This window comes from Dyadobacter sp. Leaf189, assembly GCF_001424405.1.
Lineage (GTDB): Bacteria > Bacteroidota > Bacteroidia > Cytophagales > Spirosomataceae > Dyadobacter.
This window is the reverse complement of sequence record NZ_LMPS01000009.1, coordinates 137,789-154,252: the sequence shown is the minus strand read 5'-3', so window position 1 is coordinate 154,252 and position 16,464 is coordinate 137,789. Positions and strand designations below refer to the sequence as shown.

General features: G+C 45.2%; 14 protein-coding genes. 5 read left to right on the top strand and 9 right to left on the bottom strand.

The annotated features are described in order from the left end of the window. Positions 1–78: 78 nt before the first annotated feature. Together ASG33_RS25065 and ASG33_RS25060 are read right to left on the bottom strand one after the other, a co-directional pair. On the bottom strand, positions 79–795 hold the full coding sequence (locus ASG33_RS25065) for a LytTR family DNA-binding domain-containing protein (protein WP_056292353.1): 717 nt from the start codon (positions 793–795) through the stop codon (positions 79–81). Between the two features lies 1 nt (position 796). Next, the gene (locus ASG33_RS25060) at positions 797–1,837 is read right to left on the bottom strand and encodes a sensor histidine kinase (protein WP_056292153.1); all 1,041 of its coding nucleotides are present in this window, start codon (positions 1,835–1,837) and stop codon (positions 797–799) included. A gap of 235 nt (positions 1,838–2,072) precedes the next feature. Here ASG33_RS25060 and ASG33_RS25055 point away from each other — a divergent pair, with 235 nt between their 5' ends. Then, positions 2,073–4,517: an outer membrane beta-barrel family protein gene (locus ASG33_RS25055; RefSeq protein WP_056292149.1), complete on the top strand. Its 2,445-nt coding sequence runs from the start codon at positions 2,073–2,075 to the stop codon at positions 4,515–4,517. A gap of 136 nt (positions 4,518–4,653) precedes the next feature. Then, entirely contained in the window at positions 4,654–5,343 is a 690-nt protein-coding gene (locus tag ASG33_RS25050) for a hypothetical protein (RefSeq protein WP_056292146.1), read from the top strand. 446 nt (positions 5,344–5,789) lie between these two features. Here ASG33_RS25050 and typA read toward each other — a convergent pair whose 3' ends face one another. The 3 genes from typA to ASG33_RS25030 form a co-directional block, all read right to left on the bottom strand. Beyond that, positions 5,790–7,604: a translational GTPase TypA gene (typA, locus tag ASG33_RS25040; protein WP_056292139.1), complete on the bottom strand. Its 1,815-nt coding sequence runs from the start codon at positions 7,602–7,604 to the stop codon at positions 5,790–5,792. A gap of 211 nt (positions 7,605–7,815) precedes the next feature. Continuing rightward, positions 7,816–8,085 carry a DUF2442 domain-containing protein gene (locus ASG33_RS25035; RefSeq protein WP_056292136.1) on the bottom strand — a complete coding sequence of 90 codons (270 nt, stop codon included), beginning with the start codon at positions 8,083–8,085 and terminating at the stop codon, positions 7,816–7,818. A gap of 1 nt (position 8,086) precedes the next feature. Continuing rightward, positions 8,087–8,350 (bottom strand): DUF4160 domain-containing protein, encoded by a 264-nt coding sequence (locus tag ASG33_RS25030; protein WP_056292351.1) that lies wholly within the window; start codon positions 8,348–8,350, stop codon positions 8,087–8,089. Between the two features lie 123 nt (positions 8,351–8,473). Here ASG33_RS25030 and ASG33_RS25025 point away from each other — a divergent pair, with 123 nt between their 5' ends. Further along, entirely contained in the window at positions 8,474–10,066 is a 1,593-nt protein-coding gene (locus ASG33_RS25025; protein WP_056292348.1) for a M28 family peptidase, read from the top strand. Between the two features lie 8 nt (positions 10,067–10,074). After that, the gene (locus ASG33_RS25020; protein WP_229238858.1) at positions 10,075–11,034 is read left to right on the top strand and encodes a TraB/GumN family protein; all 960 of its coding nucleotides are present in this window, start codon (positions 10,075–10,077) and stop codon (positions 11,032–11,034) included. A 7-nt stretch (positions 11,035–11,041) separates the two neighbouring features. On the opposite strand, the gene ASG33_RS25015 is transcribed toward ASG33_RS25020, so the two are convergent. Then, the gene (locus ASG33_RS25015) at positions 11,042–12,499 is read right to left on the bottom strand and encodes an NADH-quinone oxidoreductase subunit N (protein WP_056292132.1); all 1,458 of its coding nucleotides are present in this window, start codon (positions 12,497–12,499) and stop codon (positions 11,042–11,044) included. A 103-nt stretch (positions 12,500–12,602) separates the two neighbouring features. Here ASG33_RS25015 and ASG33_RS25010 point away from each other — a divergent pair, with 103 nt between their 5' ends. Then, positions 12,603–13,265, top strand: coding sequence for a hypothetical protein (locus ASG33_RS25010; protein WP_056292129.1), 663 nt, complete (start codon positions 12,603–12,605; stop codon positions 13,263–13,265). A 3-nt stretch (positions 13,266–13,268) separates the two neighbouring features. On the opposite strand, the gene ASG33_RS25005 is transcribed toward ASG33_RS25010, so the two are convergent. The 3 genes from ASG33_RS25005 to ffh form a co-directional block, all read right to left on the bottom strand. After that, positions 13,269–14,510: an alkaline phosphatase family protein gene (locus ASG33_RS25005; protein ID WP_056292126.1), complete on the bottom strand. Its 1,242-nt coding sequence runs from the start codon at positions 14,508–14,510 to the stop codon at positions 13,269–13,271. Between the two features lie 83 nt (positions 14,511–14,593). Next, positions 14,594–15,094: a hypothetical protein gene (locus ASG33_RS25000; protein WP_056292123.1), complete on the bottom strand. Its 501-nt coding sequence runs from the start codon at positions 15,092–15,094 to the stop codon at positions 14,594–14,596. Between the two features lie 2 nt (positions 15,095–15,096). Then, complete coding sequence (ffh, locus tag ASG33_RS24995; protein WP_031528253.1) at positions 15,097–16,419, bottom strand: signal recognition particle protein; 1,323 nt, start codon at positions 16,417–16,419, stop codon at positions 15,097–15,099. Positions 16,420–16,464 lie beyond the last annotated feature (45 nt).

The window sequence follows — 16,464 nt, the reverse complement described above, 5'->3', positions numbered from 1 at the left end:
TTGCCGATGTGCTGTCGGCGGATATGACTTATTGACTGGTAAATAATGAGAACAACTTGCGGCTTAGTAAGAAGTTACTTATGAATTCAGCCCGAGCTCTTTCAATAAACCCTCGCGATAGCTCGTCCCGATCGGTAGCTCGGTTTGGTTGAGGAAAATGCGGTTGCCTTCGATGTGGCTGATCTTTGATTTGTTGACGATAAAGGAGCGGTGAATGCGGATAAAGGTGGCTTTCGGCAGCATGTCTTCGAAGTTCGAGAATGTCATCGCCGGGAGCAGCGTGCTGGTTGTAAGTACTATTTTAATGTAGTTACCACTGGCTTCCGCGTAAAGCAGTTCATTAAACAGTACTTTGAAAATTTTGCCGTCCGTTTTTATAAAAATAAAATCATCGGGCTTTTGAGCAGCAGTTTCGAAAGCCGGCGGGTTACCTGGCTGCAATCGTTCGACCGCTTTGTCAACTGCCACAACAAAGCGTTCCAACGAGAACGGTTTCAGTAAGTAATCACAAGCTGAAAGTTCGAATGCATCGAGCGCATATTCGCGGTAAGCAGTTGTGAAAATGACTTGCGGCGGATTTTTGAGTGTTTTCAAAAAGGTAACTCCGTCCATAACCGGCATATTGATATCCAGAAAAAGAATATCGACTTTTTGCTCATACAAAATTGGTTTGATTTCCAATGCGTTGCCAACTGAACCTGCCACATTCAGATAGGGAAAATGCGCGCAGTAAGTTTTGAGGATATCCCGCGCGATGGGCTCGTCGTCGACTATGAGGCAATTGATTTTCTGCATTTTAATGCGCATTAAGTCTCAAAATGACCTGGTAAGAATCCGCCTCCTCTTTGATCGTCAGCTCGTGTGCATTTGGATAAAGCAGTTCGAGGCGTTTTTTAACATTCGGCAATCCGAAACCGCTGTTTTTTTCAAAGATCTTCACTTCCTCTTTCGCCGGTCCGCGCGAGTTTTTGACAGAAAACAAGATCAGTCCATTCCAGGTTTTAATGGAGATATCGATGTAAATCTTCTCGTCGGTTGTGTTCTTTGAGTGTTTAAATGCATTTTCCACAAATACGATCAGCAGCATCGGTGCGATCTGAATTTGTGTATCGGCTATTTTTTCAATATCCGTAGTCAGTTGCAGCCGCTCGCCAATCCTGATTTTTTCGAAATCAATGTAGTTCTCAATATATGCCAGCTCATCTTTGAGCGGGACGAACATTTCGCTGGCGTCGTAAACGGAATAGCGCAGCAAATCAGCCAGTTTGAGCAACAGAGGCGGAATTTTCTCGTGCTGCGTAATGGATAGTCCGTACAGGTTATTCAATGTGTTAAACAAAAAATGCGGACTTAACTGCGATTGGAGCAAATGCAGCTCGCTCTTGCTATGCGCCGCCTGGCTCCGTGCCTCCTGTAATTCGTTGGAGCCAATTGCGCGCAAAAGTTTAACGACCATCCCCAGTGTAATACTGATAGTCATAAATAGTATCCAACCCAGCAGAACATTGAACGCGCGTGAGCTATCATCGGTAAATTCAAACTGCGCCATCAGTCCTATATTGCTGAGCACAAGGACCAAAAGTGTACCCAGCAATAATTTTTGTGGCTTCTTAATCCTCACTGTTGCCAGCTCAGCAAGGTACCTTCCGGTAAATACGCCACCCAGAAAAAATGCGGTTAAGGCAGCCGCTACTGCTTCGTCACCATTGATACCCAGCGTATTTGCGAAGAAATTCATCGCCACCCAGATCGGCCCGGCGGCGCAGGCAGAGAGGAAAATGTATTTATCCCGCGTTGAAAAACCGGTCTTTGTCCAGATATCCGTTTTCGTTTCCATTTCGACGTGTCATTTTATGAGATCACAAATGTGCATTTCGCGATCTGACATCTCAAATCTATCTGCCGGACGCACCGCAATTCCTGACAGAATGCAGAAATATCCCTTTCAATCATTTCGACCCGCTGTTTGCAGCGTCTGTCAGCCATTTGGAAAGTTACGACACTATTATTTTCTGTCGCCTGCGCTGCTGTGAATATTTGCTTCATCAGAACATTTTCAAATTGATGAAGCCATGAAAACGATAAGCAGTTTTTTAACCATTTTACTTTTTGTCGGCAGACTATATGCCCAAACAGCGCCGCATGCAATCTCGGGTACGGTGAAAGATGCCGGAAATGAGGTTTTGCCCGGAGTGACCGTACGCGTTTTGCAAATGCCTGATTCTGTTTTTGTAAAAGGCGCGATAACCGATCCCAGCGGCAGGTTTCAGATCAATGCACTGGAAAGCGGGACATTTTTGCTGGATTTATCCTCGCTTGGCCAAAAACGATTCATAAGCCTGCCGATGACACTCGACAGTGCGCATTCCTCTATCGTGCTGCCGGTAATTGTATTGCTTCCAGCTAAGAACATCGAGTTAAAAGAAGTAACCGTAAAAGCTAAAAAGCCGCTTATTGAGCAGGAAATTGACCGCACGATTGTGAATGTGGAATCGATGATCAGCAGTGCGACGAGCAATACGATGGAGGTTTTGGAAAAAACACCTGGCATATCGGTAAATGCAAATGGGGAAATTAGTTTGAATGGAAAAAGTGGCGTGCTGGTTTTAATTGATGGGAAAAGTACTTACATGTCGGGTGCAGATCTGGCTGCTTACCTGAAATCGCTGCCGGGCGGTTTGCTGGACAAGATAGAATTGATAGACAATCCTTCGGCGAAATACGATGCGGGCGGGAACGCAGTGATCGATATTCGCTTAAAGAAAAACAGGATAGGCGGTTTGACAGGCAGCTTCTCTGCGGGATTGAGCCAGGGTAAGTATGCAAGAACAAACAATGCATTGAACCTGAACTATAACTATAAAAAGTGGAATGCCTTTGCCAATCTGGGATATGGTTTTGAGAAAAATTACAGTGAAGATGTATTTGACAGAAGATTTTATACTGAATCAGGCGGGCTGGCTTCGCGGGTGGACCTGACGAATGAGCAGGTTTATAGAAACAATGGTGTCAATGCTAATGTAGGTATCGACTTTGCAGCGACGCCGAAAACCACGCTGGGCTTGATCCTGAATTTGAACAGAACCAAAAGAAACGGGAACTTCGATTACGACAGCAGGAATTACGATGCATCTAATCAACTGGCAGTAACCGGCTCCGGCGGAACAAGCGGCGGCGACACGCGGAACAATACAGGATTGAATTTTAATTTGTTGCACAAGTTTAATACAGCAGGGCGCGAGCTGGCCGTAGATGCTAATTACCTGCATTACGTAAATAATGGAAACCAGTTTTTACGGAACGTCGCATTCGAGCCTTCGGGTGAAATGATCAGGCGGGAGGATTTTATTTACCGCATTCCGGCCGATTTCAACATATATACAGCCAAAGCGGATTATGTGCATCCGTTTGCGAAAAAGAGAAAAATCGAGGCGGGTTTTAAGTCGAGTTTGATCAATACTGATAATGTATTTAACTACTACAATCTTGAAAATGGTCGTGAGAGCATCAACAACACACAATCCAATCATTTCAAGTACAAAGAAAACATCAATGCAGCTTATCTGAATGCACAAAAGAACTGGGGCAAAATGGGAGTGCAACTTGGGCTGCGGGTTGAAAACACAAATGTCGAGGGCGTTCAACTGGGTAATGAGGCAATTGCCGGCACCACTTTCAGGAAACAATACACAGGCTTGTTCCCAAGCGCTTTTGTAAGCTTCAAACCTGACAAAAAAGGCGATAATACCTTCGGTCTAATGCTGGTGCGGCGGATCAGCCGGCCAAATTACCAGCTGCTGAACCCATTCCTTTTTCAGCGCGATCAGTATACTTATAGCTCAGGGAATCCCGATCTGAACCCGCAGTACCAGAACCGTGCGGAGCTGAAATACCAGCGTAAGCAATGGTTGAATATGGGCCTGAGCTATAACAAGTTCAGCAGTACCATTTTCCCGACCACCCAAACGATCGATACGATCTTTATAAACCGGCCGGACAACATTGGCGGAGGTTTTATGGCGCTGCTCAACACCACAGTTTCTGCATCGATTACTAAATGGTGGTATACTAACACGACTTTGCGGCTTTCGAGAGTAGGGCTGAAAGGGAAGGTACTTACCGAAGAGCTTGATTTTAAAAGCAATATCGCCCGTTTTGAACTCAATAATTACTTCACGTTAAGCAAAACAATGACTGCCGAGCTGGGCGGCTACTACGCCAGCCGGGATTTTACAGGCCAAACTGTCACCAGCGGAATGTACCGCGCCAATGCTTCTGTTCAGAAGAAGATCTGGAATGGAAAAGCGAGTATCCGGCTTTCAGTAGAAGACATATTTCATTCCTGGGTTTACCACAACAGATCTATCAGCTTAATCCGGTCGGAATACTTCCAGACGAACAGAACAGATACCCGGCGGGTCGGAGCTGCATTCACCTATCGCTTCGGCAAGGAGACCTTTGCAAGAAAGCGGAGGCACAACAATAATGCGTCAGACGAGGAGAAGGAACGGTTGTAGAAAATTACCTTGATCATTGGCGCCAGCCGAAAAATAAACGGATTGGAGAAAAGAGGTTTTTGGGAGTTGATTAGTCCTGGTCTCAATCGAGATCTAATGTTAGTCAGTGATTAATCAACAACTAAAAAACAGTAAGATGAAAAAGCTATTCAAAGTATTCGTTTGCAGTTTGTTCGTCATTATTTCAACCTTATCGTGCAATAACGAGCGAGATGCGCTGCCTGCACGTGACAAAGCCCAGATTGGAAAGGCAAGTAGCGAGTTGAAGCTGCTAAGAGTCGATGCCAACAATCTTTCTCAAGAAACGGCAGCAGAAGCAGCAGCTGATCTTCTGCTATTCATCAATGCCAACTTGGTGTCTCCCGTCAAAAAGCGTAATCTTTCTAGTATAGAGATCTTAAAGCTTCAAAAAACAAAGTCGGAGCAAGATCTTCGGGAATTTGTAAATCAAGCGGGAGGAGACCCTGATCGTGTTTTCGAAGCTATTAGAGAATTTCAGAAGATAGCTCAGTATCTTGAAACAGAGAAGGTAAATACCAATAGCTTCGCGCATATGCTTGTTAAACAAATCTCGATAAAATCTCTCAATAAGCGGTTTGCAAACATGAAATTCCCAAATTGTCCGGGTATGTGTAGCCAACAGTTCAATATTGATATGGCATCTTGCGAAAACGAGCTTGTTTTGGAAATTGGAGGAAGTTTAGCAGCTGGAATAATTTCGGGAGGAATGGCCGGCGCGGCAGGTCTGATTGTCTCCGTTTCACTTTATTTTAATTGTGAAAATACCGCTTTTGATACGCTTGGTACTTGCTCTGCCGGATGCTGAATACATATCTGAACCATTATGTAGCTTATGAGCAATATAAAAACATTCAAAAGACCAGTATCCGGAATTATCATCTTGCTGGTAATTACCCGGGTAGCACTTTCATTCTTCCTTTATAGGGAACTCATGTTTAGATCACCTTTGCCTTTGATTTTGGATGCATCAATTCTGCTCTTCCTGGTACTATTAGGTCTTATAAAATACCAAGCTGGTGAAAGGCTGAGTTCAAATCCGATGAAAATTCTGGGCTTTGTGTTAGTTGGACTACTGATTTATATATTTCTCACAAGACAGACGCATCAGAAGCAAGTTGAGGCGCTCAACGAAATAATCAAAACTTCAAATTCTGAATAGCTGTCTAACAGCCGGAAATGTTATAGGTCAGAAAAAGAAAAACGAGGAAGCGCCAGCGCTTCCTCGTTTTTTAACAGCAAATAAGATCCGGCTTAAACCATCTCCAATTTAGAAGCATAACGCTTGCGGTCGTTTTCTTCCAGGTATATTTTACGCATTCTGATACTTTGAGGCGTAACTTCAAGATACTCGTCTTTCTGAATATATTCCATTGCTTCTTCCAGAGAGAAATTGATTTTCGGTGCGATTCTCAAACCATCATCTGTACCAGAAGCACGCATGTTGGTCAGTTTTTTCGCTTCCTGCAAGTTTACTACAATATCGTTCGGGCGGTTGTGCTCGCCGATAACCTGTCCACCGTAGATCTCGTCACCCGGCTCTACAAAGAAACGGCCGCGATCCTGCAATTTATCAATGGTGTAACCAGTTGCTGGTCCTGTGTTTTTAGAAATAATAGATCCGCTGATACGTCCAGGGATTGGTCCGCGGAATGTACCGAATTCTTTGAAACGGTGCGTCATTACAGCTTCACCCTGCGTTGCAGTCAATACGTTTGAGCGAAGACCGATCAAACCTCTTGAAGGAATCAGGAATTCAAGGTGTTGCAAATCACCTTTTGGCTCCATAATCAAAAGCTCGCCTTTACGCTGCGTTGCCAATTCGATTACCTTACCAGCTGTTGTTTCAGGAACGTCTACAACCAATGTTTCGATTGGTTCAAGGCGCTCGCCGTTTTCGTCTTCTTTGAAAAGAACCTGAGGCTGGCCCAGTTGCAATTCGTAACCTTCGCGACGCATTGTTTCGATCAATACCGACAAGTGAAGGATACCACGACCAAATACAAGGAATTTATCTTCTGTATCTGTTGGCTCAACGCGCAATGCGAGGTTCTTCTCAGTTTCTTTCAGCAAACGGTCACGCAAGTGGCGTGATGTCACAAACTTACCTTCTTTACCAAAGAATGGAGAGTTGTTGATCGTGAAGAGCATGTTCATAGTTGGCTCATCCACAGCGATACGTGCAATTGGCTCCGGATTCTCAAGATCAGCGAGGGTATCACCAATTTCGAAATCTTCAATCCCGGTTACTGCGCAAATATCTCCTGCTGTAACTTCTGATACTTTCACTCTTCCCAGACCTTCAAAAGTCTGCAATTCTTTCACTTTCACTTTTTTGATCACACCGTCCGCTTTGCAAAGTGACAATGTAGATCCTTCTTTGATTGTTCCGCGTTTTACACGTCCGATCGCGATACGACCTACGAATGCATTGTAGTCAAGCGAAGTGATCTGCATTTGCAAAGTACCTTCGTCGATCTTCGGCTCAGGGATCGATTCGATGATCGTATCCAGCAGGTAAGTAATGTTATCAGTTGGTTTCTGCCAATCCGGGCCCATCCAGCCTTGTTTCGACGAACCGTAAACAGTTACAAAGTCAAGCTGATCTTCTGTTGCACCAAGGTTGAACATCAGGTCAAATACATTTTCCTGAACTTCTTCCGGGCGGCAGTTTTCTTTATCTACTTTATTCACAACCACGATCGGCTTCAATCCCAGATCGATCGCTTTTCCTAATACGAAGCGCGTTTGCGGCATTGGGCCTTCGAATGCATCGACCAGCAACAATACGCCATCCGCCATTTTAAGTACGCGTTCCACTTCACCACCAAAGTCTGCGTGACCTGGTGTATCAATTACATTGATTTTAACATCTTTGTAACGCACCGATACGTTCTTAGAAACAATTGTAATTCCACGTTCGCGTTCCAGGTCATTGTTGTCAAGAATCAGGTCGTCGAACTCCTGATTGTCCCTGAAGAGCTTTGAAGCGTGGATGATTTTGTCAACCAATGTGGTTTTACCGTGGTCAACGTGCGCAATGATTGCGATGTTACGAATGGCTTGCATTGTTTTATAGATCAATTGTTTACGAAACCTGAATTGGATAGTTGGATGTTTTACCAGGCCCCGCTATGCTTGTTTTGACTGAAGTAGTGTCAAAATAAGGTGCAAATGTACTACATTTTCTGCTGAATAACAGTATTTTACAATTAAATAATTGTTGCCGGCTGAAAATGGGGCTTTATACTCGAAGAAGTGCAATATCTAATAGAAATTATCAGAATGTAGCTATTTCGGCTTCTGACATTTTATAGAGATTATCGGGGTCAAAATCAACACCATTATCCCAGGTTAATGTTCCGTAAGAATCCAGATTTACTGATTTAAAATAGTTAGGATCAGCCAGCCGGCTTACTAGTCCATCGTTGATCAGTTTATATCTTTCTATAACCTTTTCAAGATTGATAGCACGCACTTCACCGGTATTAAACAGGCACTTCACTGTATAATCTTCAATTGAAATGATCTTTTTGATATAGTAAAGCATCTTATTGAAGCGGATCTATTTTATTCCACGATTTATGATCTTCTCCCAGGCGGGTAAAATTGACTAACAATTCTGCTTCGTGAATAATTGCCCAGGCCTGTACTAATTTTAATTGTTTTGACGGAAGATATCCTTCAAGCAGCTCTGCATTCTTTATTCCGATGACGGCTTTAAAATCTTGAAATTCGGCATGGAAATGCGGAGGGTTGTGGTCGTCAAAAAACATGCGAATAACAATTCCCAGAAAGCGGCTTATTTCGGGCATAAAACAGTGTGTATAAGTGAAGTTCAAATTTACAACTATAATCCATTCGCAAATCACCGGCATTTTGCATTCGGCACGGGGTTTAGTTACTTTGTAACAATTGACATAACAATGAACATTACTATGAACAAAAACTTGCTGGCCGGGATACTTCTTTCCGCTGCAACGATTGCAAATGCGCAGGATGATGCTGTCAAATATGCAAACAGCATTACCCCGGAAGATCTTAAAAAGCACCTGGTAATTATCGCTTCTGACAGTTTGGAAGGTCGCGATACTGGTTCGCCGGGGCAGAAAAAAGCGGCTGAATATGTTTCAAAATACTATAAGCAATTCGGTTTGCAGCCTGCTGCAACTGCGGCCGATGGTTCCAAAAGCTATCTTCAGAAGTACACGCTCTATAAAAGAAGCTACGGCGATGTGTATGTAAAAGCAGGCGGTAAGAAGTTTGAGTTCAATAAGGACTTTTACCTCAATGGACTGCTGACAGTGCCGGAAGAGATCTCGGCCAATGTCGTACTTGCGGGATTTGGTATCGAGGACCAGGCTTATTCTGATTATAAGAACCTGGATGTTAAAGACAAGTCGGTGATCATTTTTGAAGGCGAGCCTAAAAGTGCGGACGGAAAATACCTCCTCAGCGGTACTACTGAAAAAAGTAAATGGGGCGCGACTGTCGGCTGGCAGAACAAAGTGAAGCTGGCCCGTGAAAAGGGAGCGAAATATGTATTTATCATTACTGACAAAACAGGGGACGATCTTGATAAGGAGATCCGCCAGCGTGCAGCAATGGCGCGCAGGTTCAGTGCTCCCACATTGAAACCGGTTCAGGAGAATCCGAATAACATTGCGGCATTTGGTGTGTCGCAGGATTTAGGCGCAAAAATCCTCAATACTTCAGTTGCGAAACTCGCTAAAAGCCGGGAGTCAATTGAGAAGTCGGGTAAAGCTTTAACCAAAAATCCGACAGGCTCAGTGTCGATGAAAGTGGAGCGGATCAGCGAGACGATTGACACCGAAAACGTTGCTGCATTTATGGAAGGTAGCGACAAGAAGGAGGAAGTACTGGTGATCAGCGCGCACCTTGACCATATCGGTATCTCGCCGAATGGAGAGATCAACAATGGAGCAGACGACGACGGATCGGGGACTGTGTCACTGCTTGAAATCGCGGAGGCTTTCAGTAAAGCCAAAGCCGAAGGAAAAGGACCAAGAAGAAGTATCCTGTTCCTGAATGTGACCGGCGAAGAAAAAGGGCTTTTTGGATCTGAATATTATTCCGAAAATCCGCTTTATCCATTGAAAAACACGATCGCCGATCTGAATATTGATATGATCGGGCGGGTTGACGAAGCGCACAAAAATGATCACAAGTATGTATATCTGATCGGCTCAGACAAGCTGTCTTCGAAGCTGCACGAGATCAGTGAAGAAGCAAATAAGAAGTACGTCAACTTCAAGCTTGATTACACATTCAACGATCCGAAAGATCCGAACCGGTTTTACTACCGCTCCGACCATTACAATTTTGCCAAAGTTGGCGTGCCGGTCATTTTCTATTTTACCGGCGTGCACGAAGATTATCACAAACCAGGTGACGATGTGGAAAAAATCCTGTTCGACAAACAATCATCGATCGTGAAGCTGGTTTTCCATACAGCCTGGGAGCTAGTTAACCGGGACGAGCGGATTTTGGTGGATAGCAATAAGGAGTAGTTTTTTTGATGGAGAAAAGGGAGGAGGGAGGAAAGGGAGGAAGGAGAATGAAACTTGTCAGTCTGAGCGCAGTCGAAGACAGACTGACAGGAATAAACACTTATTATATGAAGGTTTTGGTTTGGGTTTTTGCTTTTTTGATTTCTGCAGGTGCAGGCTTTGCCCAGGCACCTACTGAAAATGCATTGCTTTGGGAGATCACCAAACCAGGGCAACCCAAGCCTTCCTATCTCTTTGGTACCATTCATTTGATTTGCCCGGCTGATTTTGCGCTGAGTGATTCGGTTAAATCTGCACTATCAAAAACAGAGCAGGTGGCGCTGGAAATGGATATGGACGATCCGGGCATGATGATGAATATGATGAAGTCGATGAATATGCGGGACGGAAACGAGTTGAAAAAACTCGTTTCCGAATCGGAATACAACAAGCTCGATCAGTTTTACAAAGATTCTGTGGGAGTTGGGATTGGAATGTTTGCGAAGGCTAAACCCTTTGTACTAATGGGGCCGCTGTTTAATGCAGTGCTGAATTGTCAGCCGCAATCGTACGAAATGTCCCTCGTGGAACTTGCCAAAAAACAGCAATCAGAAGTGATAGGGATAGAATCGATGGACGAGCAAATGGCCGTTTTTGATTCAATACCTTACAAAGACCAGGTGAAAATGATCCTGGCGATGATCGATAATCTGCCAAAAGCGCGGAATGAGTTCAAAGAGCTTGTTGCGCTCTACAAAACGCAGAACATCAACGAGCTTTACAAACTGACGTTAAAAAGTGAGTTTGGCCTCGACGGAAACGAGGAAATTATGCTGTTTGACAGAAATAAAAAATGGATCTCGCGCATTGAGAAGATCGTTTCAGAAAAGCCGACGTTCATTGCAGTGGGAGCGGCCCACCTGGGCGGCGAACGTGGTGTAATCGCATTGCTCCGGAAACAGGGATACAAAATCCGGCCTGTTCTTTAAGCTCAGGTCAAAAAGAAGAAATCCAGGTGGTAAGCAGCTCGGGCGTAAAGAACAGCAACAGCACGGCGGCCAATAGCAAACCAGCCACAATCTTACCCGTAAAATCATTATTCCCGGTGTAAGGTTTGTTTCCCGCATTCTTGAAAAATAACAGGTAGGGAAGCTTCATATAATAAGCGAGTGCAACCGCCGCATTCAAAATACCGCCGATCAGTAACCATAGCATCCAGGGGAATTCCTGCTGATGGTAACTTTCCCAAAGTGCCGAAAACACCAGCAGCTTTGAAGTAAATCCACCGGTAGGCGGCAGTCCGGCCAGGGCGACCATTACAATCGTTAAAGCCGCCGAAATCCACACCGATTTTTTACCTAATCCCTCATAATCCGTGAATGCGGTCTCGGACCTGGGCTGGAGTAAATCAACCAGGAAGAATGCAGCCATGTTGATAATCAGGTAGGCTGCTGTGTAAAATACTGCCGATTCAAAGCCAAATCTGCTGTATGCTGCAATACCCACGAGTAGGTAACCGGCTTGCGAAATGGAAGAATAAGCGAGTAACCTACGTATATTGCTTTGCCAGAGTGCAGCCACATTCCCGACAGTAATGCTGATCAGCGCGATACCTCCCAAAATCGGAAAGTATTGTGCAGGCAGAATTCCCGCTAGTCGCATTAACACCAATATCACTGCAGCTTTTGGCGCTACGGAGAGGAATGAAACAAGTGGGGTAGGTGCGGCTTCGTAAACATCGGGTGTCCAGACGTGAAACGGAACAAGCGACAACTTGAACAGGAGCCCGGCGAGTGTCAGTACAATGGTTACCGTTACCACAAAATCCGGATTGTTGGTCAGCCCGATCGTCATCATTTCACTGGTAATGTCCATTGTTCCCGTAATTCCGTAAACCAGGGAAATCCCGTAAAGCATGACAGCTGAGCTGGCTGATCCAAAAAGCAGGTATTTGATCCCGCCTTCGGCTGCTTTCCGGTAAGGCGACAGCGCTACCAGCACGTAAGAGCTGATTGAGATCAGTTCGAGCGACAGGTAAATGGAGAGGAAATGTGTTGACATACTCAACAGGTTCATTCCTGCAACCGCCGCAATCAGCAATGCATTGAACTCGGGAGGGAAATCATATTTGAGTATCCGGACATGCAGCAATGTAAACAGCCACGCAAATGCGATCAGTAGTTTGAAAAAAACCGCCTGGCGATCCAAAAACAGCAACGGATGGAAGCGGAACGAAGGTTCTGCATTCCATTGCAAAAGCAGAAGCAAAATGACGATTACGCTGCCGGCGAGCGCAATGCTACTCAGGTAAGCGGCAGATTTTTTGGCATCAACCCGCTTCAAAAACAGCAGCTCAGCCAGCAGAATGAAACAAAAAAGAAAAGCCAGGAAAATTTCCGGAACGATGCCTGCTAAACTTTGGCGTATATGTATGAGCTGCTCGCTTATATTCAATGGAACGGGTACAATTTTTTTGGCAAAAGTACTTAAAGATGGCAGGGAAACCAGCCTGAGCGGCTACCCGACTTCGAACTTATCAAATTAACCAACTTAAATCATGAAATATCTTAGAAGATTTTTTCTCCTGACACCGATACTTCTGGCCCAGCTTGCAACTGCCCAGGACTCCACCGGCCTGGCAGGTACTCCCTATAATGAAGCTTCGGCAAGCAGCGACGGCTCGCATTATCTTTTCAAAGAATGGTACACCGGAAGTGTCCGCACCAGTGACGACCGCGTGCATGACGGGATCAAAATCCGGTACGATGTGAATAAAGACGAGCTGGAGTACAAAGCGGATTCTGGTATGTACCGGGTTTCGGGAGGGATCAAAGAATTCAATCTTCCAACTGGTACTGACTTATATACATTCAGAAGTGGCTACCCTGCTGTTGCCGATCAATCCGAGAAAAGCTTTTACCGCCTGATGTACGATGGAAATACAAAGCTTTTGAAAAAATACGTGAAGCCGATCAAGGTGGAAAAGGCGAGCGCTACCATGCAAATGGACCCCTCGGCAAAGCTTTACATTTTGAAGGACGGGAAAATGAACCTGGTAGATCTGAAAAATCGCAACAGCTTCCTGAAACTGCTTACGGATGAGAAGAATAAAATGCAATATGTGATCCGGGAACAGCAGCTGGACTTTGCCGGCGACGACGACCTGATGAAGTTACTGGAAGAATACGATTCCTATAAAGCAGGGCGCGGCGGAAACTGATCGCTACTTTTCGACAACCCAGCGGTTAACGCTGTTATATTTAGCTTCTAACACCACTTTGAAAAAGCCGGATGGATATTTACTGATATCTATTTCGGCTTTTCCATTTGTAACAGGTACCTCGGCCGCCAGGTGGTAAAGATCGCGCGAGCCTTTGGCAAAGTTGTTGGTAGTTGTCAGCCACACTTTCACATTTCCGTCCTTCTCCATTGCCTGCCAGGAAACCAGCAGCTTACCTTCCTCCTTTTTCACAACGGGGCTTGTTACCGACAATTTGCCCGTGAATGCAGTTCCGTCTACCTCAAATGCCTGGTCTTTTGGAATATTTATATCCATGTGGCGCGCTACTGTTGGCATGATATCCACGATACCAGGGTTGTTTTTGAAGTTTGCATTCAGATTTTTCGCATTGGTCACAATCCAGGTTCCCCGTTCCCTGTCCGACTGCCCACCATGTCCCTTACCTGTTTTGGCGTCGCGCCCGTGGTCGGTGGTAACAACGAGCAGCCAATCTTCATTAAAGGTTTTTTCACGATACTGGATCGATTTCCAAAGCCGACCCATTTGATCGTCCATCATGTGAATGGCCTTGTGAAACTGGTCACTGTCGCCAAAACGATGGCCCATATCATCAGTATATTCAAGATATACCCACGACATATCGGGTCCGTTGTTGTAAATGTAAGCCGCAGCATCGTCAACTACTTTCTCATCGATTTTGTGAATGTACTCTGCCTGCTTGTCGTGCGGGAAATGGATGGTATCCAGCTCGAAGCCATCGAAGGAATAGTCGAGCTGTAATTTGTTGGTCTGCTCCAAACCTTCACCTACCAGCTTGGTGCGGTTATCAAGCCAGGTTGAGAAAATGGCGGTCTTTTTGTAAGGGTACTGACTTTCCAGAAAGCGGAAAAGAGTCCAGTAGTGGTAATTCGGATCTTTAATATCGTTATCAGGTACATTGTGCTTGTTAAACCAGGTGCCGGTCAGAAGGCTGTTGTAACCCACAGCAGAGATTGTAGGTGTTTCTGAGTAAGTACCTTTGTCGCCGCCGACGTGTGCGCGGGTATAACCGCCCGTTTTTGCGACTGCGTCGAGGTTAGGTGTGGGGATTTTCTCTTTACTGTCACTTGAAATTCCGTCAACGATCACAAAAAGTGTCTTTTTGATTTTTGTTTGCGCGAGAATACTTTCGTTTTGACAAGTCAGCAGCACGCAGCTCAGGAGGATTAACCGTAGGAATTTCATTCGTGATAAAATAAAAATGCTCTCAAATTAACGGTGATTTTGCCGGATTTGAGAGCATTCAGGTACTAAGAAATTATTAAATGTCAGGGATTGACGGGCTGTTCAGGTACCGTCTCTGTCTTTTTCTTTTTACCAAAAACATAAACCAACCCAAAGTGGCTTTTCAATACCCCGCTGTCAAATTCATCTTTTACATACGGGTTCAGTTCGAGAGCGAGCTGAATGTTCCGGTTTTGAGGTAAAGGTGAAATCCGTACACCTACATTAAGCGAATATCCGTCGATGGTGATCAAATCTGCGTCCGCGTCTGCAATGCGGTAAAGCGGATTCAGGCGAAGTCCGCCGCCAATGTACCATTGTACCACTTCGCCTCTTTTCAGGTTGATCATCGGAAGCAGATCCACGCTCAAACTACTAAATAGTGAGTTGGTTTGAAACCGTGTATCGAGCCAAATGGCTTTCCGTGAATTGGTACTGATGGAAAGCAGGCTGCTCCACGGGTAATAACCCACCGAAGCCTGTGCTTGCAACGTTCCCGTACTTAATGTAAAAATAAAAATGAAGAGGCAGAGCAGTTTTTTCATTACTAGCGGCGCATTGCTTTACCCAGCTTTCCAGCTGCCTGCATCGTGTTCATTTTCTTCATCATTCTGCGCATTTCATCAAATTGCTTGATCAGGTTGTTGACCTGCAAAATAGTAGTTCCGCTACCCGCCGCAATTCTCTTTTTGCGGCTGCCGTCGATCATATCCGGATTTTCCCGCTCCTTTTTGGTCATTGATTGAATGATCGCCTCGATAGGTTTGAACGATTCATTGCTGATATCGAGATCTTTCATTGCGCTTCCCATTCCCGGGATCATGCCGATCAGGTCTTTGACATTACCCATTTTCTTGATCTGCTGTAACTGGCCAAGGAAATCGTCAAAGTCAAACTTATTCTGACGCATTTTGGCATTGATACGCTTCGCTTCGTCTTCGTCAAAAGCCTGCTGCGCGCGCTCAACAAGGGAGATTACGTCACCCATACCCAGGATCCTGCTCGCCATCCTGTCTGGATAGAAGGAGTCGAGGGCTTCCATTTTTTCGCCGGTACTGATGTATTTGATCGGCTTGTCGACAATCTGACGGATAGAAAGCGCCGCTCCACCACGTGCGTCACCGTCGAGTTTTGTTAAAACAACCCCGTCGAAATCAAGTCTTTCATTAAATGTTTTGGCTGTATTTACCGCATCCTGTCCGGTCATGGAATCCACAACGAAAAGGATTTCGGAGGGGCGCACCGCAGATTTGATATCTTCCACCTCTTTCATCATCACTTCATCTACAGCCAAACGGCCCGCAGTATCCACGATCACGATTTTCTTTCCGATTTTTCTCGCGTGAGCCACGGCGTTTTGCGCGATGTTCACTGCATTCTTGTTCTCAGGCTCCGAATACACTTCGACTCCAACCTGCTCGCCGAGCACTTTCAGCTGGTCTATCGCAGCCGGACGGTACACGTCGCAAGCGGTTAACAATACCTGGCGTCCCTGTTTTTTCAACAATGCAGCGAGCTTACCAGAGAATGTCGTTTTACCCGAACCCTGCAAACCTGCGATCAGGATCACGGCAGGATCTCCTTTGATATTGATCGCCTCTGCCTGGCCGCCCATCAATTCGGTCAGCTCTTCCTGCACGATTTTGACGAACATTTGTCCCGGCTCAACAGAGATCAATATCTTCCTGTCAAGCGCCTTGTCGCGGATCCGGTCTGTAATTTCTTTTGCAACCTTGAAGTTTACATCGGCGTCGACCAATGCTTTACGTACTTCCTTGGTAGTTGCGGCAACATTTATGTCGGATATCCTGTCCTTTCCTTTTAGTGTGCGAAAGGCATTGTTTAGCTTATCCTGTAAGTTCTCAAACATGGATTATAAAATATTATTCTGGATCTGAATTGAAATAATCACAAA

Coding starts and splice junctions, on each gene's coding strand:
- ASG33_RS25030 (WP_056292351.1), bottom strand. CDS start 8,350: ATGCCCGAAATAAGCCGCTTTCTGGGAATTGTTATTCGCATGTTTTTT.
- ASG33_RS25005 (WP_056292126.1), bottom strand. CDS start 14,510: ATGAAATTCCTACGGTTAATCCTCCTGAGCTGCGTGCTGCTGACTTGT.
- ASG33_RS25055 (WP_056292149.1), top strand. CDS start 2,073: ATGAAAACGATAAGCAGTTTTTTAACCATTTTACTTTTTGTCGGCAGA.
- ASG33_RS25020 (WP_229238858.1), top strand. CDS start 10,075: ATGGAGAAAAGGGAGGAGGGAGGAAAGGGAGGAAGGAGAATGAAACTT.
- ASG33_RS25000 (WP_056292123.1), bottom strand. CDS start 15,094: ATGAAAAAACTGCTCTGCCTCTTCATTTTTATTTTTACATTAAGTACG.
- typA (WP_056292139.1), bottom strand. CDS start 7,604: ATGCAAGCCATTCGTAACATCGCAATCATTGCGCACGTTGACCACGGT.
- ASG33_RS25025 (WP_056292348.1), top strand. CDS start 8,474: ATGAACAAAAACTTGCTGGCCGGGATACTTCTTTCCGCTGCAACGATT.
- ASG33_RS25060 (WP_056292153.1), bottom strand. CDS start 1,837: ATGGAAACGAAAACGGATATCTGGACAAAGACCGGTTTTTCAACGCGG.
- ffh (WP_031528253.1), bottom strand. CDS start 16,419: ATGTTTGAGAACTTACAGGATAAGCTAAACAATGCCTTTCGCACACTA.
- ASG33_RS25050 (WP_056292146.1), top strand. CDS start 4,654: ATGAAAAAGCTATTCAAAGTATTCGTTTGCAGTTTGTTCGTCATTATT.
- ASG33_RS25035 (WP_056292136.1), bottom strand. CDS start 8,085: ATGCTTTACTATATCAAAAAGATCATTTCAATTGAAGATTATACAGTG.
- ASG33_RS25010 (WP_056292129.1), top strand. CDS start 12,603: ATGAAATATCTTAGAAGATTTTTTCTCCTGACACCGATACTTCTGGCC.
- ASG33_RS25065 (WP_056292353.1), bottom strand. CDS start 795: ATGCAGAAAATCAATTGCCTCATAGTCGACGACGAGCCCATCGCGCGG.